Below are 26,898 nucleotides of genomic sequence, written 5' to 3' on the forward strand. Positions count from 1 at the left end.
GACCTCTGACTTTCGTTTTTGGGTATTTATACCAGGCTTAAGTCACACAAACCTCACCGGGGCTGCTCCGGTGAACTCAATTTACACCCAATAATTCATGATGCTTCGAGGCGGCAATTGAGTGAATCCCCGGGAGCGTACATAAGTACGTGACCGGGGTAAACGCAAGCAGCCAACAAAGAGGCAGCCTGAAGGATTCAGTGTAGGGGGAATTATGACCGGTCCAACCATTATCAAGCTACAGGATGGTAACGTCATGCCGCAACTGGGCCTGGGGGTCTGGAAGGCAAGTAATGAGGAAGTCATCTCCGCGATCCATAACGCGCTGGAAGTCGGTTATCGCTCTATTGATACCGCTGCCGCGTATAAAAATGAAGACGGTGTCGGTAAAGCATTACGCGACTGCGGCGTGCCCCGGGAGGAGTTGTTCATCACCACTAAACTGTGGAATGACGACCAGAAACGTCCCCGTGAAGCGCTGCTCGAAAGCATGGAAAAACTCCAGCTCGATTACCTCGATCTTTACCTCATGCACTGGCCCGTCCCGGCGATCGACCATTACGTGGAAGCATGGGAAAACATGATCGACCTGCAAAAACAAGGGTTCATCAAAAGCATCGGCGTATGCAACTTCCAGATCAATCATCTCCAGCGCCTGATGGATGAAACAGGCGTTGCACCCGTCATCAATCAAATCGAACTACACCCGCTATTACAGCAGCGGCAGCTTCATGCCTGGAACGCCACGCATAAAATCCAGACCGAATCCTGGAGCCCGCTGGCACAAGGTGGCAAAGATGTGTTCGATCAAAAGATAGTTCGCGATCTCGCCGAAAAATACGGTAAATCACCGGCACAAATTGTCATTCGCTGGCATCTGGATAGCGGCCTGGTGGTGATCCCGAAATCGGTCACCCCTTCGCGTATCGCGGAAAACTTTGACGTCTGGGACTTCCGTCTGGATAAAGATGAATTAGGCGAAATAGCCAAACTCGACCAGGGCAAACGCCTGGGGCCGGACCCAGACCAGTTCGGCGGCTAATCCCTTCTCTCCAGCCCGGCATCTCCGCCGGGCCCTTCCTGTATGGAAATATCAAGAAACAATTCACTTACATTTATTGATGTATTTATTACAGTCACTAGAGCAGCATTACGCCACATAACCTACTAATTATTCACCAAATATATTCATAATATGAATATATTCACAATCTCTATAGGTGTGTGACCGTGGCTGAGAAAAAAGCTCAGGGCGTCAAATGGCTCCCATTGATTCTAATAATTTTAATTTCTGCCGGGCTCTGGCAGCTTACCCCACCAACGGGGTTAAGCGCTTCCGCCTGGCACTCGGCGATTATCTTCGTGGCCACTATCGCCTCCATCGTGGCAAAAGTTCTGCCCATTGGCGCAGTCGGTATTATTGGCATAACCGTCTTTGCCCTCGCCTATGCTGCCGGGGATAAAACCGCCAGCGGCGCGATTACCACCGCCCTGAGCGAACTGAACAGCTCGCTTATCTGGCTGATCGTCGTTGCCTTTATGATCGCCCGCGGGTTTATCAAAACCGGCCTCGGTCGACGCATCGCCCTACAGATGATCCGCCTGCTCGGTAAGCGCACGCTCGGACTCGCCTACGGCCTGGCGTTTGCCGACCTGATCCTCTCCCCCGCGATGCCCAGCAATACCGCACGCTGTGGTGGCGTCATCTATCCGATAGCCGACTCGCTGGCACGCAGTTTTCATTCTAATCCGGAAGATGAATCGCGCAGCAAAATCGGTACCTTCCTCATTACCTGTATTGGCAACGTCAACGACGTCACCGCGGCACTGTTCATGACAGGTTATACCGGCAACCTTCTGGCGGTAAAACTGGCGGCCAACGCCGGAGTCACGCTGACGTGGGGAAGCTGGTTTATGGCGGCGCTGCTGCCTTGCATGGTGTCTTTGCTGCTGGTTCCATTGCTGGTGTACTGGTTGGTACGCCCGGAAATTAAACACACCCCGGATGCGCCGAACCTGGCTCGTAAGGAGCTGGCGGAAATGGGTAGCATGTCACGCGGCGAATGGTTGATGCTGGGCACCGTTGGCGTTCTGCTGGTGCTGTGGATTTTTGGCGATACGCTAGGCGTCGATGCCACCACCGCGTCGTTCGTTGGGCTCTCTATTTTACTGCTCAGCGGCGTGCTGAGCTGGGAAGACGTCAAAAGCGAAAAAGGGGCATGGGACACGCTGATTTGGTTCGCTGCACTGCTGATGATGGCAAACCAGTTGAAAAACTCGGTTTCACCACCTAGTTTGGCAATCTGATCGGCGATAGCCTCAGCAGCACCATGCATGGCACCAGTTGGGTGGTCGTCCTGCTACTGCTTAACGCCGCCTACTTCTACACCCACTACTTTTTTGCGAGTGGAAATGCGCAGATCGCCGCATTGTACGCGGTGTTCCTTGGCGTCGGCCTGCATCTGAATATCCCGGCAGCCCCGACCGCGTTGATGCTGGCTTTCACCAGCAGCCTGTACTGCTCTCTCACCCAGTACACACATGCGCGTGGTCCGATCCTGTTTGGTGCGGGGTATGTGCCAACGGGCGTCTGGTGGCGGACAGGGTTTATCGTCAGCCTGGTTAACCAGGCGGTCTTTATTACCGTGGGGCTGATGTGGTGGAAGGTGTTGGGGCTGTACTAAAACAGATTTGCCGGATGGCGGTGCAAGCACCTCATCCGGCCTTCAATACATGACCCGGTAAGCGCTACCGGGCTTCAGGATTAACGCCCTACTACTTTGCCACGCTTTTTATTCGCGGCAGGCGTCTGGCGCTGATGTGCAACAGGGGTGTGCTTGGTCAGTGCCGGACGAGTATGACGATTCTGCCGACGTGCTTCGCGCATCTCTTCCAGCGTAGGCGATGGAACCAGACATTCGCGACGACCGCCAATCAGATGTTTTTTACCCATATCTTCCAGCGCCTGGCGAATTAACGGCCAGTTAGCCGGATCGTGGTAACGCAGCAGCGCTTTATGTAAACGACGCTGCTTATCGCCTTTCGGCACCACCACGTCTTCACTCTTATAACCAATTTTACCCAGCGGGTTTTTCCCGGTGTAATACATGGTTGTCGAGTTCGCCAGCGGCGACGGGTAGAAGTTCTGTACCTGATCCAGGCGGAAACGACGTTGTTTCAGCCACAGCGCCAGATTCACCATATCTTCGTCACGCGTACCCGGGTGCGCAGAGATAAAGTAAGGGATGAGATACTGCTCTTTACCGGCCTGCTTCGAGTAGGTGTCGAACAGCTCTTTAAAGCGGTCGTAGCTACCCATGCCCGGCTTCATCATCTTCGACAGCGGACCTTCTTCGGTATGTTCCGGTGCAATCTTCAGATAACCGCCGACGTGGTGGGTCGCCAGCTCTTTGATGTAGCGCGGGTCTTCCACGGCGATGTCGTAGCGCACGCCGGACGCAATCAAGATCTTTTTGATGCCTTTCAAATCACGCGCGCGACGATAGAGGTTAATCGTCGGTTCGTGGTTGGTGTCCATATGCGGGCAGATGTCCGGATAAACGCACGACAGACGACGGCAGGTCTGTTCCGCGCGCGGCGACTTACAGCGCAGCATGTACATGTTGGCCGTTGGGCCGCCCAGATCGGAAATCACACCAGTGAAGCCAGGTACGGTATCGCGAATCGCCTCGATCTCGTTGATGATCGAATCTTCCGAACGGCTCTGGATGATGCGTCCTTCATGCTCGGTGATCGAACAGAAAGAACAGCCGCCAAAACAGCCACGCATAATGTTGATGGAAAAACGGATCATCTCGTAGGCCGGAATACGGCTGCTACCATATGCCGGGTGTGGGACACGTTTATACGGCAGCGCGAAGACGCTATCCATCTCTTCGGTCGACAGCGGGATCGCCGGCGGGTTAACCCAGATGTAGCGGTCGCCGTGTTTTTGCATCAGGGCGCGTGCGCAGCCAGGGTTGGTTTCGTGGTGCAGAATACGTGAGGCGTGGGCGTACAACACTTTGTCGCCTTTCACCTTCTCATAAGACGGCAGCAGTACGTAGGTTTTTTCCCACGGCTTCGGGCGCGCAGGCTGAACGGTCACCGCTTTGGCTTCCTGCTTTTTAGGCGCTACTGGCTTGTTATCTGCACACGGTAAATCTTCACCGTACGGATGCGGGATAGGGTCAATTTTCCCCGGGGTATCCAGACGCGTGGAATCTACACCGCTCCAGCCTGGCAGCGCTTCTTTAACCATAATCGCGGTATTACGCACGTCGCGGATCTGGTCGATGGTTTCACCCATCGCCAGGCGGTGTGCGACTTCAACCAGCGGACGTTCACCGTTGCCGAACATCAGCATATCCGCTTTGGAATCCACCAGCACCGAGCGGCGCACAGTATCAGACCAGTAATCGTAATGCGCGGTACGACGCAGGCTGGCTTCAATACCACCAAGGATCACCGGCACGTCTTTCCATGCTTCACGACAACGTTGGGTATAAACCAGCGTGGCGCGGTCCGGGCGCTTACCGGCGACGTTGTCCGGCGTATAGGCATCATCATGGCGCAGGCGACGATCGGCGGTATAGCGGTTGATCATCGAGTCCATGTTACCGGCGGTTACGCCGAAGAACAGATTCGGTTTACCCAGACGCATAAAGTCGTCTTTACTGTTCCAGTCCGGCTGGGCGATAATCCCGACGCGAAAACCCTGGGCTTCCAGCATACGGCCACAAATGGCCATACCGAAACTCGGGTGATCAACATAGGCATCACCGGTAACCAGAATAATGTCGCAGCTATCCCAGCCAAGTTGGTCCATCTCTTCTCGCGACATAGGCAGAAACGGCGCGGGGCCAAAACAGGCGGCCCAGTACTGCGGCCAGGAGAAAAGGTCTCTGTCCGGTTGGATCAGGGATATTGCGCTCATAATGCTTCCAAAAATGGTAAAAAAATAATCAAAGGCCGAAGATTATACGCTGTATATCCGCCAGAAATGAAGCGGAGTCTGAGCCAGACGAGTAGAAAGTTAAATAAATTGTTAAATTTTACTACGCCAAATTTTTTCTATCATAATTGACAATATGTCTTGCCAGCTGGACCGGGTCTTTTTGGCGGGGGATTTCCATTGCAATACAACGAGTCACTTAATATTTCCCAACTGCGGGTTGTTCTTCATTTGTGCGGGTTTCTGGTTCTTCTGTACAGCTTCTCTATGCTGCCGCCAATGGCCATCGCCTTGTTGAACAAAGAACGGAGCTATTTCGCTTTCTTAAGCACGTTTACCATTTTTTTTACCCTCGGCGGTGGTGCCTGGCTGGCAACAAAACGCGCGGGGATTCAGCTACGTACCCGAGATGGTTTTGTCATTATCGTTCTGTTCTGGCTGCTTTTTTCATTCATCAGTGCCATGCCGATGTGGATGGAAGATGGGTTAAACCTCTCTTTTGCCGATGCCCTGTTTGAAGGCGTCTCCGGTATTACCACCACCGGGGCGACGGTTATTGGCGACGTCGGCGCCATGCCCAGGTCCTATCTGTATTATCGGGCTCAGCTCAATTTCATCGGCGGCCTTGGCGTTATCGTCCTCGCCGTTGCCGTCCTGCCCCTACTGGGGATAGGCGGCATGAAGCTGTATCAGTCTGAAATGCCGGGGCCGTTTAAAGAAGAACGCCTCACCCCTCGGCTTGCCGATACCGCACGCACGTTGTGGCTAACCTATGTCACGCTGGGGCTTATCTGTACGCTGGCCTACTGGGTTGCCGGCATGTCGTTTTTCGATGCGCTGTGTCACGGGCTTTCAACCGTCTCCCTCGGCGGCTTTTCCACCCGAAGCGAGAGTATTGGCTTTTATAACAGCCACGCCATTGAGCTTGTCGCCGGGCTATTTTCACTGCTTTCAGCGTTTAACTTCACCCTCTGGTATGTCGCCATTGTGAAGCGGACCTTCAAGCCATTTCGCCGTAATGCCGAACTGCAGCTGTTTCTGATTATTGCCGTGATTCTCACCCTGATCGCCACCTGGCAGGTCTGGCGGGCAGGTATGTACACTATAACGGACAGTCTTGTGCATGCCTTTTTTCTGGCAAGCTCAATGCTCACAGACAATGGCCTGTCGACTGCGGATTACGCACAGTGGCCCTCGCACACTATCTTCATGTTACTTAGCGCCAGCTTCATCGGGGGTTGCGTGGGGTCAACTTGCGGAGGCATTAAGGCACTACGCTTCTTAATTATGTTCAAACAGTGCAGGCAGGAATTACACCAACTGGCCCATCCTCGCGCGCTGTTGAATATCAAAGTAGGTAATAGTGTGGTTAACGAGCGCATGATCCGCTCGGTATGGAGCTTCTTTTTTCTCTACGTTTTGTTTACCAGTTTTTTCGTCTGGGCACTCAATTTGATGGGTTACGATCTCTTTTCCTCTTTTGCCACCGTCGCGGCTTGTATCAATAATATGGGGCTGGGATTTGGCGTCACGGCGGTCACGTTTGGCACATTAAGCGAAGAGGCAAAGCTGTTGATGTGCGCGGCAATGATCATGGGGCGTCTGGAGATCTACCCCATATTGATCCTTTTCTCGCGCATGTTCTGGCGGGCGTAACAGAATATCCGGCGCATTACGGCGCCGGGTTCACCAACATCTGTCCGATCGAGCCACGATCGGCCATTTCCAGCGTCTGGCTGTTAAAGTAGAACGGGAAATGCGCCCAGGAAGGCTGACCGTAATAGACCAGCAGCTCAACTTGCCCATCCACCCAAACGGTATCTTTCCAGCCCCGGTCTTCCGGGAACGGCATCGCGCCATTCACGTTGCGGATCAGGAAAGAGACGCCTTCGATATGGAATGACTGCGGCATATCCGCCCGCACCGTCCAGCGCTCCCAGGAGCCCTGCTGAGCGGTAATATCCATGCGGTTTACATCCCACAACTGCCCATTGATACCGGGATCGTCATCAAGGCTGATTTCACGGCTACGAATCGGTGAGCCGCTTAAAATTTCCGTTGGCAACAAACGCATCGGCAGACTGTCAGTCACCAGCGGCAGCAGCCCGGTCGGGCGCAAGGTCAGTACCAGCGTGGAAATCAGAATGCTCGAAGGCTCGAAGAAGCCGCGGATCCTGTCGACAATACTGGCGGCCTCACCACAGGTGATCGACACTTCATCGCCGTTGGTCATATCCACCAGAATCTCCCGGCGTTCGCCCGGTGCCAGCGAGAGTTGCTTCACCGAAACGGGCGCGGGTAAAAAGCCCTGATCGCCAGAAATCACATGCAGCGCTCGACCGTCACTCATTTGCAACTGGTAACGACGCGAGTTCGAGGCATTCAGTAAACGCAAACGCACCCAGCCGCGGGACACTTCCACATACGGGCTTTGCGCGCCGTTAACCAATAGCGTGTCACCAACAAATCCGCCGCTGCCCGGCTCGCTATATTCCGGCGTGCCAAAGTTATCCAGACGCTTATCCTGAATAATGACCGGGAAATCATCGACACCATAATGATTGGGAATCGGCAGCGATTTACTTACTTCATCTTCAATCAGCCACATACCGGCCAGACCGTTATAGACCTGCTGCGCGGTACGGTTCGGCGTATTGGCGTGATACCACAACGTGGCGGCATTCTGGCGAATGGGCAACACTGGCGCCCAGTCCGCATTCGGCGACATCATGCGTGCCGGCCCGCCCATCAGTGGACCGGGAACCTGCAACCCGGCGATAGTCATTGAGACATTCTCGGTCAGACGGTTGCTATAAATCAGCTTGACGTCATCCCCTTTCCAGACGCGGATGGTCGGCCCCAGGTAGCGCCCGTTAATCCCCCAGACAGGTGCGCGGGTACCTTGCGTAAAGGACCAGTGAGCGCGTTGCAGGGTCATAAATAGCGGCTGCCCCCGGCGGGACTCCAGCAGTGGCGGAACAGGTAGCGGTTGTTGCTGACCGGCAGCATTAGCCTTCAGCGGAATCGCACCTGCACACAGTGCGATCCCCGATGTCTGAATGAACTGACGCCGACTGAGTGACATATAAGCTCCATGTAAAACTGGCTATTAACACGCAGGAAAGCATTTCCTGTAACAAACTCGAATGGCGCGAATCACACCTTACCGGCAGCTTCTCGCTCGGCAACTTCTTTGTCGAGTTCGGCGATTTTTTGTTCCATTAACGTGCGGCAATGCGCAGCCAGTTCACGAACCTGATCCTTACCATAGTGGCTGATATCTACTGGCGGTAACATCTCGACGATCGCCAGACCATTATTTAATCGGTTAAGTTTAATCTTATTCGAGGTCGTTGATACGCACACCGGGATCACCGGAACACCCGCGGCGATTGCCGCATGAAACGCGCCGGTTTTAAACGGCAGCAGACCACGGCCACGGCTACGCGTACCTTCCGGGAACATCCAAATAGAGATACGGCGTTTTTTAAAATGATTAACTACCGTCGCAATGGTGCTGTGCGCTTTGGCGCGATTGTTTCTGTCGATCAACAGGTTACCGGTGAGCCAGTACAACAAGCCGAAGAACGGGACCCACAGCAGGCTTTTTTTACCGACCGTTACTGTCGGTGGCTGTACGATATTCGCAGCGGTAACCATGTCGTAGTTATTCTGATGGTTACAAATATAGATAGCGTTGCCATAGTCCTTTGCATCAGGGGGCATTCGGCATTCCACCTTCAGGCCGTACAGGGGAGCCAGTCGACCAAACATACGGCCAAACGTAGAGACGTGTTTTGGGTTTCGCGGGCTGAACAGACAGTATATACAGCCAAAAACACAGACCAGAATGCAGTAAATAACGGTAATGAATAAACGGAAAATATATAGCATAACAACCTCTAAGGCCTAAGAGCCTGGCATTTTACGTCACCTGATGCAGAACCCTGCGTCAGGTTAGGGCTTTGTTAAGAGCGGCTCTCTGGAAAAGCGTATTGTTAATCGCAATGCACGAATAAACAACGGTTTCACGGGATTTTTTAATGCTGACTCTCCCTGCGTAAAAGCAAGGAGAGTCAGACGACAGCGTTATTCTTCGCTATCGCCCTGGCTGGCGCGTCGGGGCGAGTCAACCTCGATACGGTCGATGCGCTGCAAACCGCGCATCAGCGTACCGCGACGACCACGCTCGCCGGTCACCTTCTGCAGTTCTTCAGGACGCAGTTTAATTTTGCGTTTACCAACATGAATGGTCAGCGTACTTTGTGGCGGCAACACATAGAGGTGTGCCAGTCCATCATCACCTTTCGCCGCTTCCGCAGACGGAATGTTGATGATCTTGTTCCCTTTCCCTTTCGACAATTGCGGCAGGTCACTGACAGGGAACATCAACATACGCCCAGCATGGGTGATCGCCAGCAGCATGTCGCTTTCATCTTCAAGCACCACCGGCGGCATCACATGCGCGTTCTCCGGTAACGTAATCAATGCCTTACCTGCACGGTTACGCGCCACTAAGTCATTAAAGGTGCAGACGAAACCGTAGCCAGCATCGGAGGCCATCAGCAGCTTCTGATCATCGCTTTCCATCAGCATATGCTCAACCGTCGCTCCCGGCGGCAGCGTGAGTTTACCGGTCAGCGGTTCGCCCTGACCGCGCGCCGACGGCAGCGTAATAGGATCGATGGCATAGCTACGCCCGGTTGAGTCCACGAACACCACCGGCTGGTTACTCTTGCCCTTCACCGCCGCCTTGTAGCTGTCACCCGCTTTATAGCTTAAGCCCGGCGCATCAATGTCATGGCCTTTGGCGCTACGCACCCAGCCGCTTTGCGACAGCACAATAGTGACCGGCTCAGACGGCAGCATATCGTGCTCGCTCATCGCCTTCGCTTCTTCGCGCTCTTTCAGCGGAGAACGACGATCGTCGCCATAGGCATCTGAGTCTGCCTGCAGCTCTTTCTTCAGCAGGTTACTCATCTTACGCTCTGAGGCCAGAATGCCCTGCAGCTGATCGCGTTCTTTCGCCAGCTCGTCCTGCTCGCCGCGAATTTTGATCTCTTCCAGTTTGGCAAGATGACGCAACTTCAATTCGAGGATGGCTTCAGCCTGGGTTTCAGAAATGCCAAACCGCGACATCAGCTCAGGCTTCGGTTCATCTTCATGACGAATAATTTCAATCACTTCGTCAATGTTGAGGAACGCCACCAGCAAACCTTCGAGGATGTGCAGGCGCTTGAGGACTTTTTCCAGACGATAGTTCAGGCGACGACGCACGGTATCGCGGCGGAACGCCAGCCATTCGGTGAGGATCTCCAGCAGGTTTTTCACCGCCGGGCGACCGTCGAGGCCAATCATGTTCAGGTTGATGCGGTAGCTTTTTTCCAGATCGGTGGTGGCAAACAGGTGGTTCATCACCTGCTCCATATCCACACGGTTGGAGCGCGGCACGATCACCAGACGGGTCGGGTTTTCGTGATCCGACTCGTCGCGCAGATCGTCCACCATTGGCAGCTTTTTATTGCGCATCTGGGCGGCAATCTGTTCCAGCACTTTGGCACCGGAAACCTGATGTGGCAGCGCGGAAATCACCACCGCGCCATCCTCTTTGGTCCAGACCGCACGCATACGCACGGAGCCACGTCCGTTTTCGTAAATCTTACGAATTTCCGCACGCGGGGTAATGATTTCGGCTTCAGTCGGGTAATCCGGTCCCTGGACGATATCCAGCAGCTGATCCAGCGTCGTTTTCGGCTGCTCAATCAGCGTAATCGCCGCTTTTGCCACTTCACGCAGGTTATGTGGCGGAATGTCCGTTGCCATGCCGACCGCAATACCGGTGGTGCCGTTCAGCAGAATATTCGGCAAACGCGCAGGCAGCATCTTCGGCTCCTGCATGGTGCCGTCGAAGTTTGGCACCCAGTCCGACGTCCCCTGGCCGAGTTCCCCCAGCAGCAGTTCCGCATATTTAGACAGTCGAGATTCGGTATAACGCATCGCCGCGAACGATTTCGGATCGTCCGGTGCCCCCCAGTTCCCCTGCCCGTCAACCAGCGGATAACGGTAAGAGAACGGCTGCGCCATCAGCACCATCGCTTCATAGCAGGCGCTGTCGCCGTGTGGGTGGTATTTACCCAGTACGTCGCCGACGGTACGGGCGGATTTTTTAAATTTGGCGCTGGCATTCAGCCCCAGTTCGGACATCGCGTAAACGATGCGTCGCTGAACGGGTTTCAGACCATCACCAATAAACGGCAACGCCCTGTCCATGATGACGTACATGGAATAGTTCAGATAGGCGTTTTCCGTGAATTCATGCAGCGCAAGGCGCTCTGCCATATCGCTCATTAATCGTGGTTCCTCAACTGTTAGCCCGAACAATACCCGGTATTCGTCAGGCAATATTGCCGCAGATACTACCCTATCTGGCGAGTTGAGTCACAAAGTTCAGTGGTTTTGCCGCCGCAGCGACGCGACGGCAATCTTTACTGCAGCATCCGTTTATCAGTGCGCCCGGATATAAAGTTCTTTGCTGTATACATAGTCCTGCGGATTTTGCACAGGAAAGCCGCCCACGTAGGGTTTCAACAATTTAATCAACGGCTGATAGTAAAGGGGAATGATCGGAGCTTGCTGATGAATAATCTCTTCGGCTTGCGTATAGAGCAGGTTCCTCTGCGCGGCGTCAGACGTACGGGCAGCCTGAGCCAGCAGCGCATCGTAGTGCGCGTCATGCCATCGCCCCACATTCTCTGCATTCCCCGACTGTAGTGTATTCAAAAATGTTGATGCTTCGTTGTAGGTCGCATCCCACGACTGGCGAGACAACATGAAATCCCCTTCACGTCGTGCATCCAGGTACGTTTTCCACTCCATAGTGCGCAGCTTAACATCCGCGCCAAGCCATTTTTTCCACTCAGAAGACAAGGCAATGGCCGTTTTCTCATGCAGGTCGTACTTATTGTAAAACAGCTCAAAGGTTAAAGGATGCTGTGCGTCGAACCCGGCCTGTTTCAATAAGGCTTTTGCCTCTGCAACCCGTTCGTTCATCGGTGCCTGTAGATCGGTCAGCACTGGTGGTGTAAAACCAGCGACCTGCGGGGGCGTAAGAGTCGTGGCTGGCGTGCGAAGCCCAAGCACTTTCTCAGCAATCAGTTGCCGGTTGACGGTCAAGTACAGCGCCCGACGTACCCGGACATCATTGAACGGGGCCTTGAGCGTGTTGAAGTTATAATATTCGCTGTTCAGGCGGGGGAGCACCCGCAGCTCACCCGGCAGGTTTTTTTCTATCGCCGGAATTTGCTGGGTCGGCACCCAGGTGAGATCAACCTCACCGGCACGGTAGCGGTTGTAGCCCGTTACGGCATTATCCAGAGCCAGATATTCTACCTGCTGTAAAACCGTATGTTGTGCATCTCGATAACGTGGATTTTTACGCGCCACGATCTTCTCGTTGACCACCCATTTGTCCAGCACGAATGCGCCATTAGACACCAGATGTTCTGGCTTGCTCCACGCATCGCCATATTGCGACAGGGTATGCTGCGGCACCGGGAATAACGTGGGCCACGCCAGCATGCTGGTAAACCACGGCACAACCTGTTCGAGCGAAACTTCAAGCGTCAGATCGTCTACCGCCTTCACCCCCAGCGCACTGACCGGTGATTTACCTTCAACAATCGCCTGCGCATTCTTGATATGCGCCGCCGCCAGATATCCGGCAAACGGGCTGAGAGTATGCGGGTCAACCGCGCGCTGCCAGCCCGCGACAAAATCATGCGCCGTCAGCGCCACGCCATCTGACCATTGCAGTCCTTTGCGCAGGTGAAAAATATAACGTTTCCCGCCATCCAGAACGTCCCAACTCTCGGCCTGAGCGGGCTGAACTTTCCCCTCACCGTCCATCCACACCAGCCCCTCAAACAGATCGAGAACAATTTGAGCAGCCGTATTCTCCTCCACTTGTTGGGGGTCGAGAGTGCCCGGATCGCTATGGTTGTTGTAACGAAAGATTTGCTGCGGGGCGAGCGACGTTCCGTCTGGGATTGTTGCGGCAAAAAGAGGGGAACTGCACATCAGGCTGACCAGCCATAATAATGGACGCGTTTTCATGATATCTCTGTGCGTAAAAATGGTCCTGCCACTTTACACGTTACTGTCGTTTACAGGCTGATTTGCATCACATTTAAGCACAAAGAAAAGGGCCGCGAACGCGGCCCTGATGGGGATTATTTGGCGACTTTGGTAATCTGTTTCACGTCGATTTCAACGGAGTTCCAGTCTTTATCCACTTCGCCCTGGATTTCTACGACATCCTGCGGCGTGACGGTCAAGCCATTCCAGCGCTTGTGGTCGATATCCACGTTCACCGTGCCAGTTGAATCTTTAAACAGGTACAGATCGTCAGAGATACGCTCGACGATGTTCCCACGCAGAGTAACCCAGGCATCATCACGCAGCGATTTTGCACTTTCTACCGTCGTGCTGCTGCCATTCGGACCCACAAATCCGCCTGCCTGGCTTTGCGTCGCTGTTGGGCCAGAGAAGCCGCCCTGCTGCGCTGCCAGAACAGGTGCGGAACACAGTGCCATTACGGCAACCATTGCAGCTAATTTTTTCATCTTCATGTCTCCCTTATCATGTTGTTTCACGACTATTTAATAAGTTAATCCTTAACAACTTCTTAAGGCAAAAAAAGATTCTTTTTTGCTGTACATCCCTGGTTGTCACAAGGTTTACTGACAACCAACAGAGTAAGCGCTGGGAAGAACATATGCGTATTTTACTGGTAGAAGATGACGCGTTGATTGGCGACGGCCTGAAAACGGGGCTGAGTAAAATGGGGTTCACCATCGACTGGTTTACCGAAGGTCGTCAGGGTAAAGAGGCGCTTTACAGTGCGCCTTATGACGCGGTGATCCTCGACCTGACGCTGCCGGGTATTGACGGCCGCGATATCCTGCGCGAGTGGCGCGCCAAAGGAAAACAGGAGCCGGTGCTGATTTTAACCGCCCGCGACGCGCTGGCAGAACGCGTGGAAGGCTTGCGCCTCGGTGCGGATGACTACCTGTGTAAACCCTTTGCGCTGATTGAAGTTGCCGCCCGACTGGAAGCGCTGGTGCGCCGCGCCAGCGGCCAGGCCACTAGCGAACTACGCCACGGTCAGGTGACGCTTAATCCCGGCGCACTGGTCGCCTCGCTCGCGGGAGAGCCGTTGTCGCTCAAGCCGAAGGAGTTCGCCCTGCTTGAGTTGTTGATGCGCAATAAAGGGCGAGTCCTGCCCCGTAAACACATTGAAGAAAAACTGTATAACTGGGATGAAAACGTCTCCAGCAATGCAGTTGAAGTGCACGTCCATCACTTACGCCGTAAGCTCGGCAGTGACTTTATCCGTACCGTACATGGCATTGGTTACACCCTGGGTGACACATGAAACTCACACAACGCCTCAGCCTGCGCGTCAGGCTAACGCTTATCTTCATCATTTTGGTGCTGGTGACCTGGCTGATTTCCAGTTTTGTCGCCTGGAAGCAAACCACCGATAATGTCGACGAGATGTTTGACACGCAGTTGATGCTGTTTGCCAAACGGCTGGTCACGCTGGATCTTAACGAGCTAAAAGCCTCTGAGCGCTTTGCCCAAACGCCGAAAAAGTTCAAACATGGCCATATTGACGACGATGTACTGACCTTTGCGGTCTACACGCCGGAAGGAAAAATGGTCCTTCACGACGGTGACAATGGTCAGTACATTCCTTATAGCTATCGCCGGGAAGGGTTTGATGACGGTTATCTGAACGGCGACAACGATAAATGGCGCTTTATCTGGCTGACTTCAGCGGATAAAAAGTACCGGGTAGTGGTTGGCCAGGAGTGGGAATACCGCGAAGATATGGCGCTGGCGATTGTGACGGCACAGCTGGTGCCGTGGCTGGTCGCCCTGCCGCTGATGCTGTTGATCCTGATTGTGCTATTAAGCCTTGAGCTTAAGCCGCTGAAAAAGCTGGCGCAGGCTTTACGTTTGCGCGATCCGGATTCAGAAGAGCCTCTGAGCCTGAAGGGTATTCCCGGCGAGGTTCGTCCGCTGGTTGAGTCGCTCAATCAACTGTTTACCCGTATTCATACCACTATGATACGCGAGCGGCGCTTTACCTCAGATGCCGCGCACGAACTGCGCAGTCCGTTGACAGCGCTCAAGGTTCAAACCGAGGTGGCGCAACTGTCTGACGATGATCCGCAGGCTCGGCAAAAAGCGCTAATGCAGATGCAGACGGGAATCGACCGCGCCACGCGCCTGGTCGATCAGTTGCTGACGCTTTCGCGCCTCGACTCGCTCAACAATCTTCAGGATGTCGCCGATATCTCTCTCGACGAGTTACTGCAGTCCGCCGTCATGGATATCTACCACCCGGCACAGCAGGCCCACATCGACGTACGCTTGCAGATTAACGCTCACGACGTTAAACGCACCGGCCAACCGCTGTTGCTCAGCCTGATGGTCCGCAATCTACTGGATAATGCAATCCGCTACAGCCCGCAGGGTAGCGTTGTGGACGTGACGCTCAACGCCCGCTATTTCAGCGTCAAAGATAACGGCCCGGGCGTTACACCAGAGGTTCTTCTGCACATTGGTGAACGTTTCTATCGTCCTCCGGGACAAAACGCGACCGGCAGCGGACTGGGCCTGTCGATCGTCCGGCGAATTGCGACGCTGCACGGTATGTCGGTGTCATTCGCCAACGCCGCGGAAGGCGGGTTTGAAGCCAAAATCAGCTGGTAACGACGAATTATTGCGCTACCAGCAAAAGACTTTGCACATTTTGCTAATTTCACCGCACCGATCATCGGCGTAAAATCGCCCTCAAACGTAATTCTTTGAGGACACAACATGAGCAACATTCTGATTATCAATGGCGCTAAAAAATTCGGCCATTCCAATGGTCAGCTTAATGACACCCTGACCGAGGTCGCGGATGGTATCCTGCGCGACCTCGGGCATGATGTTAGAGTCGTGCGCGCAGACAGCGATTACGACGTACAAGCAGAAGTGCAGAACTTTGTCTGGGCTGACGCCGTCATCTGGCAAATGCCGGGCTGGTGGATGGGCGCACCGTGGACGGTAAAAAAATACATCGATGATGTGTTCACCGCAGGGCACGGTACGTTGTACGCCAGCGACGGCCGTACACGTTCTGATGCTACTAAAAAATACGGTTCCGGCGGCTTGATTCAGGGCAAAAAATACATGCTGTCCCTGACCTGGAACGCACCGATGGAAGCTTTTACCGACAAAGATCAGTTCTTCCATGGCGTCGGTGTGGATGGCGTTTATCTGCCGTTCCATAAAGCAAACCAGTTTTTAGGTATGGAAGCGTTACCGACCTTTATCACCAATGATGTGATTAAAATGCCGGATGTCCCGCGTTATATCGCAGAATATCGCAAGCATCTGACCGAGATTTTTGGTTAACTAGTTACCTGGAATTAGAAGGAGTTAACCATGCTTACCGTTATTGCAGAAATCCGTACGCGTCCAGGTCAACATCACCGCCAGGCGGTACTGGATCAGTTTGCTAAAATCGTTCCCACCGTCCTGAAGGAAGAAGGCTGCCACGGCTATGCGCCGATGGTCGATCACGCCGCGGGTGTAAGTTTTCAGACTACAGCGCCGGATTCAATCGTGATGATTGAACAGTGGGAAAGCATTGCGCACCTTGAAGCGCATTTGCAGACCCCGCATATGAAAGCCTACAGCGAAGCCGTCAAAGGTGATGTGCTGGAAATGAGCATTCGTATCCTGGAATCAGGCATTTAAGATTGTTGATGTACCGGATGACGTCGCCCGCGACGTATCCGGTATACACGCGATCCGTAAGCCCGGCGAGCACAGTGCAACCGGGCAATAAACTTACCAGTACAGCTTCCAGCACTGTGTGAATCGCGTTAACGCCTCAACGTAGAAGTAATCACCCCAGCTTGAACACTCATCAACCCCTTTGTTGCTCGCAAAATGGTAAACCGAGTGTTTCAGTAGCCCGTTGCCCTTCTCATCTTTGCCCATCAGATAATGCTGCGTCAGCGATGACATGATCCCCATCGCCCACTGTTGATAACGCTCACGATCAGGATCGGTCACCGGCAGGTGTTTTATCAATTCCAGCAAGCCGCATACCGCAATGGCCGCCGAAGAAGAATCACGCAGCGCATCGGTGCCCACCAGCGCCAGATCCCAGTGACAAACGGCATCTTCCGGCAGGCGATTGAGAAAGTAGTTGGCCAGTTTTTTCGACAGCTGCACCATCTCGCGATCGCCGGTATAGATATAGCTCAGCAGGAAGCCATAAATCCCCCACGCCTGCCCACGCGACCAGCATGAATCGTCAGCGTAACCCTGCTGGGTATTACCGTAGCGCGGTGCGCCGGTTTGCACGTCCATGTAGTAGGTATGGAACGTCGAAGCGTCTTCACGGATCAGATATTTCGCCGCCTGCGCCACATGCGCTTTTGCCGCATTAGCAAAGCGCGGATCGCCCGTCTGTTCACTGGCCCAGTACAGCAGCGGCAGGTTCATATTGCAGTCAATGATCATCCGACCGGCCTGCTCGGGATCGCGAAGATCGCCCCAGGCTTGAATGATCTGCGCCTTCTCGTGAAAACGTTCAAGCAGCGCTTCTGCCGCCATCAGCGAAAAACCGCGCGCATCGCGATTGCCCGTCAACCGCCAGGCCGCCACACAGGAGAGCGTGTACAGGAAACCCAGGTCGTGGGTGTTTGTGTCATGGCGCCCGGCAATACGCAAACCAAATGAGCGCACGTGCTTTTCGGCCATTTCACGAAATGTTGCTTCACCGCTCATTTCCCACGCCAGCCACAGTTGCCCGGTCCAGAAGCAGGTGGTCCATTCCACATTATCCGTCAACGGGTAATAACCGTTAACGCAGGTTTCGGCGGGAAAGTATTCACCGAATTCCGTTAAATGACGACTAAGCAGTTCGAGGACATGTTCCCGTGCGCCATTCATTTGCTCCTGAAAGGCTGCGGTATTAAGCGGGCTACCAGGAAAAGCGCGCAACGTTTCCTCAACGATATGCTTTAACATATTTCGGTTCCTTATTACGTAGATTATCTTGTCGCGTTATTTTCGGCGATATCGAGCACGGTATTATTGCGATATTTACTTTGGCAGGCAGATAGCGTAAATGCCGAAATAAGCGTAAAAATCAGCGCAATAATGCCCATAATGATATAGGTCTTTTCAAATCCAATTCGGTCATACATTAATCCGGCAGGTGAAGACACCACCACGTTGCCAACATACAGCATCGCCTGATAACCCAGTAAATACATGGTTGCGTTGACGCGTTTATCAAAATGTTCGGCAATGTATTTAAAGACAGAAACCAGCAATAAACAGATTTCCAGGCCATACAACGGTTTTAGCACTGAAATTAACAGATGCGAGTCGCACAGTCCGGAGATAACCAGGCGGGCGCCGACCAGCGCCCCGACAATCAGCAATCCCCGCTTCGCGCCGATGTAGTTAACGAACAGCGGGATCACCATATACATGACAAATTCCATACCTGACTGCACGGTGCCCAGATATCCGAATACCGCATTGCCTTTATGTACATCAGAAAAGAAGGTGACAAAGTAGCGCGAGAATTGCTGTTCGGCGATAAACATCATCCACGCCACGCCTGCGACATACAGGCAAAACGCCCAGAACTTGCGGTTACGCAGCAGCGCGTAAACATCCGCAGGAGAGATTTTATCTTTGGTCAGTACCTCTGAGGCATTGGCTGAATTTACGTTCACTTTCAGGCTCAACAGGACAATCAGCATCACCACCGACGCCACGCTACCCAACATAAAGTTATACGCCGGAGAGAGGTTAAACAGCAGGCCGGAGAACGACGATGCCACCGCCCAACCGAGCGATCCCCACATGCGGATTTGCCCAAACTCCATGCCGTTTAAACGACTGTAGCGGTCAGAATAGGATTCACAGGCAGCCACACCGGCATACCAGGCAAAGCTTAAGTAAATTGCCCCGACAATAATACCCAGCAGGGTATTAGAGATTAATAATGGCTGATATACATAAATAAAAAACGGTGCCATCAATGCCGACATAATCACGACAAAATAGAGCAGATATTTACTCATACCTATTCTGTCGAGGATATAGCCATAAATCGGCTTCAGTATCACCGAGAAAATACCGTTCACAGCAAATACGGTACCGATAACCGTCCCGCTTAACTGCGCTTTCTGCCCCAGCCAAATGGCCAGCAGGCCAATACTGGCCGACCAGGTAAAGAAATAAAGAAAAATAAAGCTACTGATTTTATAGTATTCGGTTCTGTTACTCGCTGAACTCTTTTTCATACCATCCTCGCTATAAAAAGAATGACAACTGGCGTGCACCGTCAGGTTCGCGAATAACAACCTGGTTACGGTTAATTTGCAGCAGCGGGGCCATGAGCGCAGTTTTTTGCTTGCCGCTGGCGTTCACCGCGCAGCACAGCCAGCTCTCGCCCGGCAGGATCTCGGTGGTCAGCGTCGGAATAGCCGCGCATTCGGCAAACATAATGCTGCTGTTAGGTGGCGTAACCACGCAGTCCGGCTGGCGGGTTATTGCAGGTGACAGATCCACAATCACACTGGTCCCGTTAGGCGCTGCCAGCAGACTTCTCCGTACACTGAGCTGCGGCTCTGTCTTCATGACCGCAAAGCCCCCTTCCACCGTTTGCAGCGTTCTCGCACTGTGAATACGGTGCAAACGAATATGCCACTCGCCAAACGGCACCAACCAGGTCTCAATACTGACGTCATGCCACGGCGACCAACGCGACCAGAGATAATTTTCATCAACGTGAACGTCATCGCACTGACGGCGCCCACGGAAGTAGTTATCGCCATCCGACAGCAGTAACATGGAGTCGCAGGCCGCATGTTTGATGCCGTAGCGCCCGCGCTCAATGGTGAAGCCAAAGCGGCTGGAGTAGGCAAATTTGGTGTACTTGGCCTCGGTATTGACATAGTTATTCAGCTCAAGCTGGCCTGACGTCAGCATCGTGACATGCGCAGAATCTTCGCTGTGTTGCAGGATCTGCCCGGCATGGGCAATCACCCGTTTTTCGTCAAGCACCGGAAGCGGCAACTCTTCAGCCAGCCAGAAAGCGTGATCGTCCGGTAACGCGAGGATCAAAAAGACTTTCAATGCCCAGTACGGCGATCCCGGCGAGTTGTAGTCTTCACACATCGCGAGGTTTGGATAGGCAAAGCCCAACGTCAGGATGCCATCTCGATCAAAAATCGGCTGCTGTTGCCACCAGCGCAGATGGCGCAGGATCACCCCTTTGATAACCCCTGGGGAGAATACATCCAGCTCAGCAAAGGCCACCGCGCTCCAGAAAGCGACCATGGCAAAGCGGTAGGTCAGGCTGCGACCAAATGGCACCGATGCCCCATCGGCGGCAGACATAAAGATAAAATCCGCGGCAAACAGCCGGGAACGTTCACGCAGGGTGGCAGCGCGATGAGTGTCTTGCGGGCTGAGGGTGGCATACAGCAGGCCATAGAAATGAAATGCCATGGAGATGTAATAATCTTTAGGTCGCCCGGGGCCGTCGGAATACCAGCCATCGCCCAGGTAGTAGGCGTCCATCATCTCAAATCGCCGATCGATAGCCTGTTGGTCAAACGGTAGTCCTGCACGTTTAAAGCCAAGCTGCACGATAATGGCGAAATAGTTCCAGTTGCTGTCCGGCATCTGGGCATCCGTGATTTGATTTAACCAGCGGTGCAGATTGTCCTGCTCCGTTGCGCTGAACATCCCGGTTAAACGCGTCTGCAATAATGCCAGCCCCAGACCATACGCCGCCATCTCGACCAGACGCTGATCGTAAGGGCCGGTGTCCCCCCAGTAGTGCGAGCTTTGTGGATCGGTGCCGAGTTTTATCGCCTGAATATATTTTTCAGCAAACGGCGCATCAGCCCCGCCGGCCATCAGCGGAAACAACCCCCATAGAGCTCGGGAAAGCCCTTCCATGCAGGCAATATCCACGCTGTAATGCGCGCTGGTCTCACCGAGAGAAAACTGAGCCTGCCCCGCCGGGAATTGCTTGTCGAGTGCCCGCAAAAGGGTATTAACGGCACGCGTTACATCTTCGCGGGATGACAATGGATTTGATTTTTCTTCAGTTGCCGACCACATACTCTGCCCCTCTGAATTAAGTGGCTAAAGAATAGTGAACGGCAGACAAGCAGAAATGTTACTTCAATCACACCACCAGCATTAAAATAAAACAGTGATTGAAGAAATTTAAAAATAGGGTTTATAAACAGAAATTCACCGGAAAAAGTTTAAATTTATTGCACTATGAACGTCTCTTCCCCTCAAGAGTACCTGGAGCTGATTGCCCTCAACGACGCGGTGGTGTCGTTCAGTCGCTTATTTGCCAATACGGTTCGTTATCACCACTGGCATCAGTGTCTGGAAGTGTTGTACGTGGAGGAAGGGTTTGGCGTGGTGACGGTCGATCATAAACAATACACCATGCGTCCAGGGCGGATGTTCTTTTTTCCACCGTTTACGCTGCATAAAATTTTCGTCGACGAGCAGGCGCGGGACCGTTATCGGCGGACCATTATCCATCTCGATCAGCACGCGGTACTGAAGGTGTTACGTGACTTTCCGCTTCACCAACAGCGTCTGCAACACCTGAGCGTACGCGGAGGCGAAGCGTGGGTCATCGACGCCGCAGACATCCATGCGCACATTGATTTTCTGTTCAGCCGCTATGCGAAACTGGCCGCGCAAAAACCGCTTAACACTGAGCACGTTGCCTGCCTGTTATTGAATTTATTCAGCTTGTTAGCCGAAGATAGCGTCAATACGCATGATAGAGATACGGGGGTAGCCAGCCAGGTGATGTTCTGGCTTGATGAGCACTACATGCATAAATTTAGTCTGGTGACGCTGGCACAAGCATTAAGAAAATCCAAAAGTTATGTTTCGCGGCGTTTTCAAGTAGAAACAGGTGAGAGCATCCTCGGGTATCTCAACACGCTGAGGTTGAGAAAAGCCTGCGAGGCGCTGTTACACAGCGAGTCAAGCGTCAGGGAGATTGCGCAAAAAGTGGGGTTTTCTGATGTGACTTATTTTATCAGCGCCTTCGGAAAAGGCATTGGCGAGACGCCGTTACAGTACAGGAAGCGGCATAAGCCGTAACGCCTGATGGCGACGCTGATGCGTCTTATCAGGCCTACGGGCACAATGCGAATGTAGGCCGGATAAGCGAAGCGCTATCCGGCATTCAACATCACGCTTACCCTTCGAGATCCGCCAGGTCGCCTTTCTCCTGCAGCCAGTTGCGGCGATCTTCAGAACGCTTCTTCGCCAACAGCATATCCATCATGGCGTTGGTGCGCTGATCGTCCTCGTCATCAATGATGAGCTGCACCAGGCGGCGGGTATTCGGATCCAGCGTGGTTTCGCGCAGTTGCATCGGGTTCATCTCACCCAAACCTTTAAAGCGCTGGACGTTCGGCTTGCCTTTCTTACGCTTCAGCTGCTCCAGTACGCCCGCTTTCTCTTCTTCCGTGAGCGCGTAATACACCTCTTTCCCGAGGTCGATACGGTACAGCGGCGGCAGCGCCACGTAGACGTGTCCGTGTTTGACCAGCGTGCGGAAGTGCTTCACAAACAACGCGCACAGCAGCGTAGCAATGTGTAGACCATCGGAGTCCGCATCCGCGAGGATACAAACCTTGCCGTAGCGCAGCTGGCTGAGATCGTCGCTGTCCGGATCGATACCGATCGCCACCGAAATATCGTGGACTTCCTGTGAAGCCAGCACTTCATCAGAAGAGACTTCCCAGGTGTTCAGGATCTTACCCTTCAGCGGCATGATCGCCTGATATTCACGATCGCGCGCCTGCTTGGCCGATCCACCCGCCGAGTCACCTTCCACCAGGAACAGCTCGGTGCGGTTAAGATCCTGCGCGGTGCAGTCCGCCAGTTTACCCGGCAGGGCCGGACCGCTGGTGAGCTTTTTACGCACCACTTTTTTCGCCGCACGCAGACGACGCTGAGCGCTGGAAATCGCCATTTCCGCCAGCAACTCTGCTGATTGCACGTTCTGGTTCAGCCACAGGCTAAAGGCATCTTTCACCACGCCAGAAACGAACGCCGCGCACTGACGCGAAGAGAGTCGTTCTTTGGTCTGCCCGGCAAACTGCGGATCCTGCATCTTCACGGACAGCACGTAAGCACAGCGCTCCCAGATATCCTCAGCGGACAGCTTCACACCGCGCGGCAGGATATTGCGGTATTCACAGAATTCACGCATCGCATCCAGCAGCCCCTGACGCAGGCCGTTGACGTGCGTACCGCCCTGCATGGTTGGGATCAGGTTAACGTAGCTTTCGGTCAGCAGTTCACCGCCTTCCGGCAGCCACAGCAGCGCCCAATCCACCGCTTCCGTATCACCGGAAAACGTCCCGACGAACGGCTTCTCCGGCAGCAACGGCAGCCCGTTCACCGCTTCGCTCAGGTAGTCGGTCAGGCCATCGGCGTAGCGCCAGGTCTGTTCGGTATCGTTGACCTTATCCTTGAAGATAATCTCCACGCCCGGGCAGAGTACCGCTTTGGCTTTCAGCAGATGACTCAGGCGAGAAGCGGAGAAGCGCGGGCTGTCAAAGAAACTTTCATCTGGCCAGAAGTGCACGCTGGTCCCGGTATTGCGCTTTCCACAGGTACCGGAAACGTGCAGATCTTCGACCTTTTCACCGTGTTCAAAGGCGATACTGTGAATCTGACCATCACGACGAACGGCCACTTCAACACGCTTTGACAAGGCGTTAACCACGGAAATCCCTACACCATGCAGGCCACCGGAGAACTGGTAGTTTTTGTTAGAAAACTTGCCCCCTGCGTGCAAACGGCAAAGGATCAGTTCAATGGCCGGAACGCCCTCTTCCGGGTGGATATCGACGGGCATGCCACGTCCGTCATCAATGACTTCCAGTGATTGATCGGCATGAAGGATAACCTCGACACGCTTCGCGTGCCCGGCCAGCGCTTCATCCACACTGTTATCAATAACTTCCTGCCCCATATGGTTAGGGCGAGTCGTATCTGTGTACATCCCCGGGCGGCGGCGAACCGGCTCAAGCCCGGTGAGTACCTCAATGGCATCAGCGTTATAAGTTTGCGTCATGGTTTAAATTAGCAATTCGAATTGATCGTCAAAAACTGTGCAGTCCAAGGAAATCGACAATCTGGTTGAAATAATCTTCGAAGCCTGTGAATGCGTGGTTTCCGCCCTCAATAACAGTTTGACGGCAGGAGGCGTAATACGCCACCGCCTGGCGGTAGTCCAACACTTCATCGCCCGTTTGTTGTAGCAGCCAGAGCAAATCCGGCGCTTCCAGCGGGTCAATCTGCATGACTTTAAGATCGTAAATATGGCGAGACTCTAGCACATATTGCTGACCCGTGTAGGGGTTCTCGTTTTGACCAAGGTAGTCGACCAGCAGTTCGTATGGCCGCACAGCAGGATTCACCGCTACTGCTGGCAACATAAAGCATTGCGACAGCCAGGTGGCGTAATAGCCCCCTAAAGAAGAACCGACAATCCCCAGCGACTCTCCGCCATGCTCAAGGACTATCGATTCCAGCATCTCCGCCGCCTGGGCAGGATACGGAGGCAATTGCGGTACGATCATCTCAACGTGCGGGTGGTGCTCTGACAGCCAGCTTTTCAGCAGACACGCCTTCGCCGAGCGAGGAGAGCTATTAAATCCGTGTAGATAGAGAAGCGTAGACATCAGTAGCCTTCTGAAGCGGTATCAGGGTGGAACCGAATTCCCGGCAGACGGCACACCTGAGTGTGCAGAGAACCATCAGCAAAGAGCTCCAGCGTACGCCAGCCGGGGCTAATGGTATCTAACGTGAAGTTGGCACAATGCGGCTTGAACTGCACGCACGTCGACGGCGTAGCCAGCAGGCGGCGACCGTTCCAGTCAAGATCCAGCTCCTGGTGAATATGCCCGCACAGCAGGTACTTCACGCGCGGATAGTTCACCAGCACGTTGTCCAGCTCAGCGGCATTACGCAGGCTGTGCTGATCGAGCCAGCTGCAGCCAGAAGGCAGTGGATGGTGATGTAAAAGCAGCAAGGTATTGCGTTCAGGCGCATCGGCAAGTTTGCGCTCCAACCATTCAAGCTGGAATTCGCTTAATTCTCCGTGGGGAACGCCAAAAACCTGGCTATCGAGCAGCAAAATTTGCCACTGTTCACCAATGAAGACGCGTTTCGCAGGAGAAATTCCAGCGTCCTGCAGGGCGCTGTACATGGCTGGCTGAAAATCGTGATTACCGGGTAGCCAGACGCAAGGCGCACGGAAGCTTGCGATGCCCTCAGCAAAATGCTGATAAGCCGCAGCGGATTGATCCTGTGCCAGATCGCCAGTCGCTACGATCAGATCGTAATCGGTCGACTCAGCATGTATGGCGTCCAGTACGCACTGATAGCTGTCCCAGGTGTTTACACCCAGCAGCGTTTCATGCTTTTCGGCAAACAGGTGAGTGTCTGTAATTTGTAAGATCCTGACTCTGGCCTCACCAGCCAAAGGAAGGGTTAACAGGCTTTCCAAATGGTGTCCTTAGGTTTCACGACGCTAATAAACCGGAATCGCCATCGCTCCATGTGCTAAACAGTACCGCAACCAGTCGGCTAGAAACTGATTAATTTGATGCTTTTCGTCGCGTTGATGCAACTTTTTATTTGGATAATCATACCGCGCTTTGAAGCGAAAGATCTGCTGACTTGAACACACTTCAGCCACCCTCGCATCATGATACAAGCGGACGGTAAGCGATGGCAGGCTCCAGTAAGTGACAGCAGGCGCCGTCTGTTCGATCGCAACCAGCGTAGTGTATCGGGTCGATTCAACAATCGTTAACCGATATTGTGCGTTTGCCACCTGATAGCTCACTGTTTCGCCGAGCACGTCATTACGCGGCAACAGGCGGCGCAGTTGCGAAAAGTTGGTTTCGCACAGGCGCATCATTTCAGGGAAGTCAGGTGTGTAACGCTTCATTTTTTCCACTCAGTTTTTAACTCTTGATAGTGCAGCTGTAACCATTGCAGGGCGATGACAGAAGCCGCGTTGTCGATTTTTCCCTCTTCCACCCACTGATAAGCCTGTTCCCGGCTCACCACATGAACGCGAATATCTTCGTTTTCATCTGCCAGACCATGGATCCCGCTTGCGGTCGTGGCATCCACTTCACCGACCAAAATGGACAGGCGTTCGCTGGTGCCGCCGGGGCTTGCCAGATAGCTCAGCACGGGTTTGGTGCGTTTAACATCCAGCCCGGCCTCTTCCATCGCTTCACGGCGGGCAACGTCCTCAACAGTTTCGCCTGCTTCGATCATCCCTGCTACCATTTCCAGCAACCACGGGCTTTCACTCGTGTCAAATGCCGCAATGCGGATCTGCTCAACCAGCACAACTTCATCCCGCTCAGGGTCAAAGGGTAGCAAGACCGCCGCGTGTCCGCGCTCAAAAATTTCGCGCGTCACTTCATCGCTCATCCCACCGTTAAATAAGCGGTGACGGAACCGATAAAGATCCAGTGAAAAAAAACCGCGGTATAGCGTTTCTCGTGCAATAATTTCTACATCATTTTTAGTGAAAGTCATTGGCAAGTTGTCTGGTTTACGCATTGTGCTGTCCTGATACCAATAGTGATTAAAATGTGAATTTCAAGGTCGTTTGACTGCTGTTTGAACGCCCTTGTGTTAAATTGATGCAAATTAACGCCGTATGGCACGTAACGCCAACTTTTTGAAGTGGCGGATTCTGCTAGAATCAACAATTATTTTTACCATTTGATCAGCGCTAAATACTGCTTCACAACAAGGAATGC

21 protein-coding genes and 1 pseudogene are annotated in these 26,898 nt (G+C 53.4%); 8 read left to right on the top strand and 14 right to left on the bottom strand.

From position 1 onward, the window contains the following. Positions 1–214: 214 nt before the first annotated feature. Both dkgA and IMQ48_RS16725 read left to right on the top strand, forming a co-directional pair. Positions 215–1,042: a 2,5-didehydrogluconate reductase DkgA gene (dkgA, locus tag IMQ48_RS16720; RefSeq protein ID WP_196209917.1), complete on the top strand. Its 828-nt coding sequence runs from the start codon at positions 215–217 to the stop codon at positions 1,040–1,042. A gap of 188 nt (positions 1,043–1,230) precedes the next feature. Beyond that, positions 1,231–2,684: pseudogene (locus tag IMQ48_RS16725) on the top strand (DASS family sodium-coupled anion symporter). An 80-nt stretch (positions 2,685–2,764) separates the two neighbouring features. Here IMQ48_RS16725 and IMQ48_RS16730 read toward each other — a convergent pair. Further along, positions 2,765–4,936: a YgiQ family radical SAM protein gene (locus tag IMQ48_RS16730; RefSeq protein WP_196209918.1), complete on the bottom strand. Its 2,172-nt coding sequence runs from the start codon at positions 4,934–4,936 to the stop codon at positions 2,765–2,767. A 198-nt stretch (positions 4,937–5,134) separates the two neighbouring features. Here IMQ48_RS16730 and IMQ48_RS16735 point away from each other — a divergent pair, with 198 nt between their 5' ends. Further along, positions 5,135–6,610 carry a TrkH family potassium uptake protein gene (locus IMQ48_RS16735; RefSeq protein ID WP_196209919.1) on the top strand — a complete coding sequence of 492 codons (1,476 nt, stop codon included), beginning with the start codon at positions 5,135–5,137 and terminating at the stop codon, positions 6,608–6,610. A 16-nt stretch (positions 6,611–6,626) separates the two neighbouring features. Here IMQ48_RS16735 and ftsP read toward each other — a convergent pair whose 3' ends face one another. The 5 genes from ftsP to IMQ48_RS16760 form a co-directional block, all read right to left on the bottom strand. Next, complete coding sequence (gene ftsP / locus IMQ48_RS16740; protein ID WP_196209920.1) at positions 6,627–8,039, bottom strand: cell division protein FtsP; 1,413 nt, start codon at positions 8,037–8,039, stop codon at positions 6,627–6,629. 71 nt (positions 8,040–8,110) lie between these two features. Then, entirely contained in the window at positions 8,111–8,848 is a 738-nt protein-coding gene (gene plsC / locus IMQ48_RS16745; protein WP_196209921.1) for a 1-acylglycerol-3-phosphate O-acyltransferase, read from the bottom strand. A gap of 195 nt (positions 8,849–9,043) precedes the next feature. Further along, positions 9,044–11,302, bottom strand: a complete 2,259-nt coding sequence (parC, locus tag IMQ48_RS16750; protein WP_196209922.1) for a DNA topoisomerase IV subunit A — start codon at positions 11,300–11,302, stop codon at positions 9,044–9,046. Between the two features lie 156 nt (positions 11,303–11,458). After that, positions 11,459–13,066, bottom strand: a complete 1,608-nt coding sequence (locus IMQ48_RS16755) for an ABC transporter substrate-binding protein (RefSeq protein WP_196209923.1) — start codon at positions 13,064–13,066, stop codon at positions 11,459–11,461. A gap of 116 nt (positions 13,067–13,182) precedes the next feature. Beyond that, positions 13,183–13,575 (bottom strand): YgiW/YdeI family stress tolerance OB fold protein, encoded by a 393-nt coding sequence (locus IMQ48_RS16760; RefSeq protein ID WP_196209924.1) that lies wholly within the window; start codon positions 13,573–13,575, stop codon positions 13,183–13,185. A 152-nt stretch (positions 13,576–13,727) separates the two neighbouring features. Here IMQ48_RS16760 and qseB point away from each other — a divergent pair, with 152 nt between their 5' ends. From qseB to IMQ48_RS16780, 4 genes are all read left to right on the top strand, one after another. Next, the gene (gene qseB / locus IMQ48_RS16765) at positions 13,728–14,387 is read left to right on the top strand and encodes a quorum sensing response regulator transcription factor QseB (protein ID WP_196209925.1); all 660 of its coding nucleotides are present in this window, start codon (positions 13,728–13,730) and stop codon (positions 14,385–14,387) included. After that, positions 14,384–15,733: a quorum sensing histidine kinase QseC gene (gene qseC, locus IMQ48_RS16770; RefSeq protein ID WP_196209926.1), complete on the top strand. Its 1,350-nt coding sequence runs from the start codon at positions 14,384–14,386 to the stop codon at positions 15,731–15,733. The genes qseB and qseC overlap by 4 nt, the downstream gene beginning before the upstream one ends. Before the next feature lie 108 nt (positions 15,734–15,841). Continuing rightward, the gene (locus tag IMQ48_RS16775) at positions 15,842–16,423 is read left to right on the top strand and encodes an NAD(P)H-dependent oxidoreductase (protein ID WP_196209927.1); all 582 of its coding nucleotides are present in this window, start codon (positions 15,842–15,844) and stop codon (positions 16,421–16,423) included. A gap of 30 nt (positions 16,424–16,453) precedes the next feature. Next, the gene (locus IMQ48_RS16780; RefSeq protein WP_182270959.1) at positions 16,454–16,768 is read left to right on the top strand and encodes a putative quinol monooxygenase; all 315 of its coding nucleotides are present in this window, start codon (positions 16,454–16,456) and stop codon (positions 16,766–16,768) included. A gap of 93 nt (positions 16,769–16,861) precedes the next feature. On the opposite strand, the gene IMQ48_RS16785 is transcribed toward IMQ48_RS16780, so the two are convergent. From IMQ48_RS16785 to IMQ48_RS16795, 3 genes are read right to left on the bottom strand one after another with little or no spacing between them, the layout of a single operon-like run. Then, the gene (locus tag IMQ48_RS16785; RefSeq protein WP_196209928.1) at positions 16,862–18,052 is read right to left on the bottom strand and encodes a glycoside hydrolase family 88 protein; all 1,191 of its coding nucleotides are present in this window, start codon (positions 18,050–18,052) and stop codon (positions 16,862–16,864) included. Positions 18,053–18,075: 23 nt separating this feature from the next. Further along, positions 18,076–19,344, bottom strand: a complete 1,269-nt coding sequence (locus IMQ48_RS16790; protein WP_196209929.1) for an oligosaccharide MFS transporter — start codon at positions 19,342–19,344, stop codon at positions 18,076–18,078. Between the two features lie 10 nt (positions 19,345–19,354). After that, the gene (locus tag IMQ48_RS16795) at positions 19,355–21,175 is read right to left on the bottom strand and encodes a DUF2264 domain-containing protein (RefSeq protein ID WP_196209930.1); all 1,821 of its coding nucleotides are present in this window, start codon (positions 21,173–21,175) and stop codon (positions 19,355–19,357) included. 165 nt (positions 21,176–21,340) lie between these two features. Between IMQ48_RS16795 and IMQ48_RS16800 the strand changes: the two genes are divergently transcribed. Then, entirely contained in the window at positions 21,341–22,192 is an 852-nt protein-coding gene (locus tag IMQ48_RS16800; RefSeq protein WP_196209931.1) for an AraC family transcriptional regulator, read from the top strand. A 97-nt stretch (positions 22,193–22,289) separates the two neighbouring features. Here the strand turns inward: IMQ48_RS16800 and parE are convergent, their stop codons facing one another. From parE to nudF, 5 genes are read right to left on the bottom strand one after another with little or no spacing between them, the layout of a single operon-like run. Continuing rightward, positions 22,290–24,182 (bottom strand): DNA topoisomerase IV subunit B, encoded by a 1,893-nt coding sequence (gene parE, locus IMQ48_RS16805; protein WP_196209932.1) that lies wholly within the window; start codon positions 24,180–24,182, stop codon positions 22,290–22,292. Between the two features lie 28 nt (positions 24,183–24,210). Then, the gene (gene yqiA, locus IMQ48_RS16810) at positions 24,211–24,792 is read right to left on the bottom strand and encodes an esterase YqiA (protein ID WP_196209933.1); all 582 of its coding nucleotides are present in this window, start codon (positions 24,790–24,792) and stop codon (positions 24,211–24,213) included. Beyond that, entirely contained in the window at positions 24,792–25,619 is an 828-nt protein-coding gene (cpdA, locus tag IMQ48_RS16815; RefSeq protein WP_196209934.1) for a 3',5'-cyclic-AMP phosphodiesterase, read from the bottom strand. Before cpdA ends, yqiA begins: the two co-directional genes overlap by 1 nt. A gap of 24 nt (positions 25,620–25,643) precedes the next feature. After that, positions 25,644–26,066 (bottom strand): DUF1249 family protein, encoded by a 423-nt coding sequence (locus IMQ48_RS16820; protein ID WP_196209935.1) that lies wholly within the window; start codon positions 26,064–26,066, stop codon positions 25,644–25,646. Continuing rightward, positions 26,063–26,695: an ADP-ribose diphosphatase gene (gene nudF, locus IMQ48_RS16825; protein WP_196209936.1), complete on the bottom strand. Its 633-nt coding sequence runs from the start codon at positions 26,693–26,695 to the stop codon at positions 26,063–26,065. Before nudF ends, IMQ48_RS16820 begins: the two co-directional genes overlap by 4 nt. Between the last annotated feature and the right edge of the window lie 203 nt (positions 26,696–26,898).

Origin of the sequence: Citrobacter sp. Res13-Sevr-PEB04-36, assembly GCF_015672735.1 — a bacterium.
In the GTDB taxonomy this organism is placed as follows: Bacteria; Pseudomonadota; Gammaproteobacteria; order Enterobacterales; family Enterobacteriaceae; genus Citrobacter.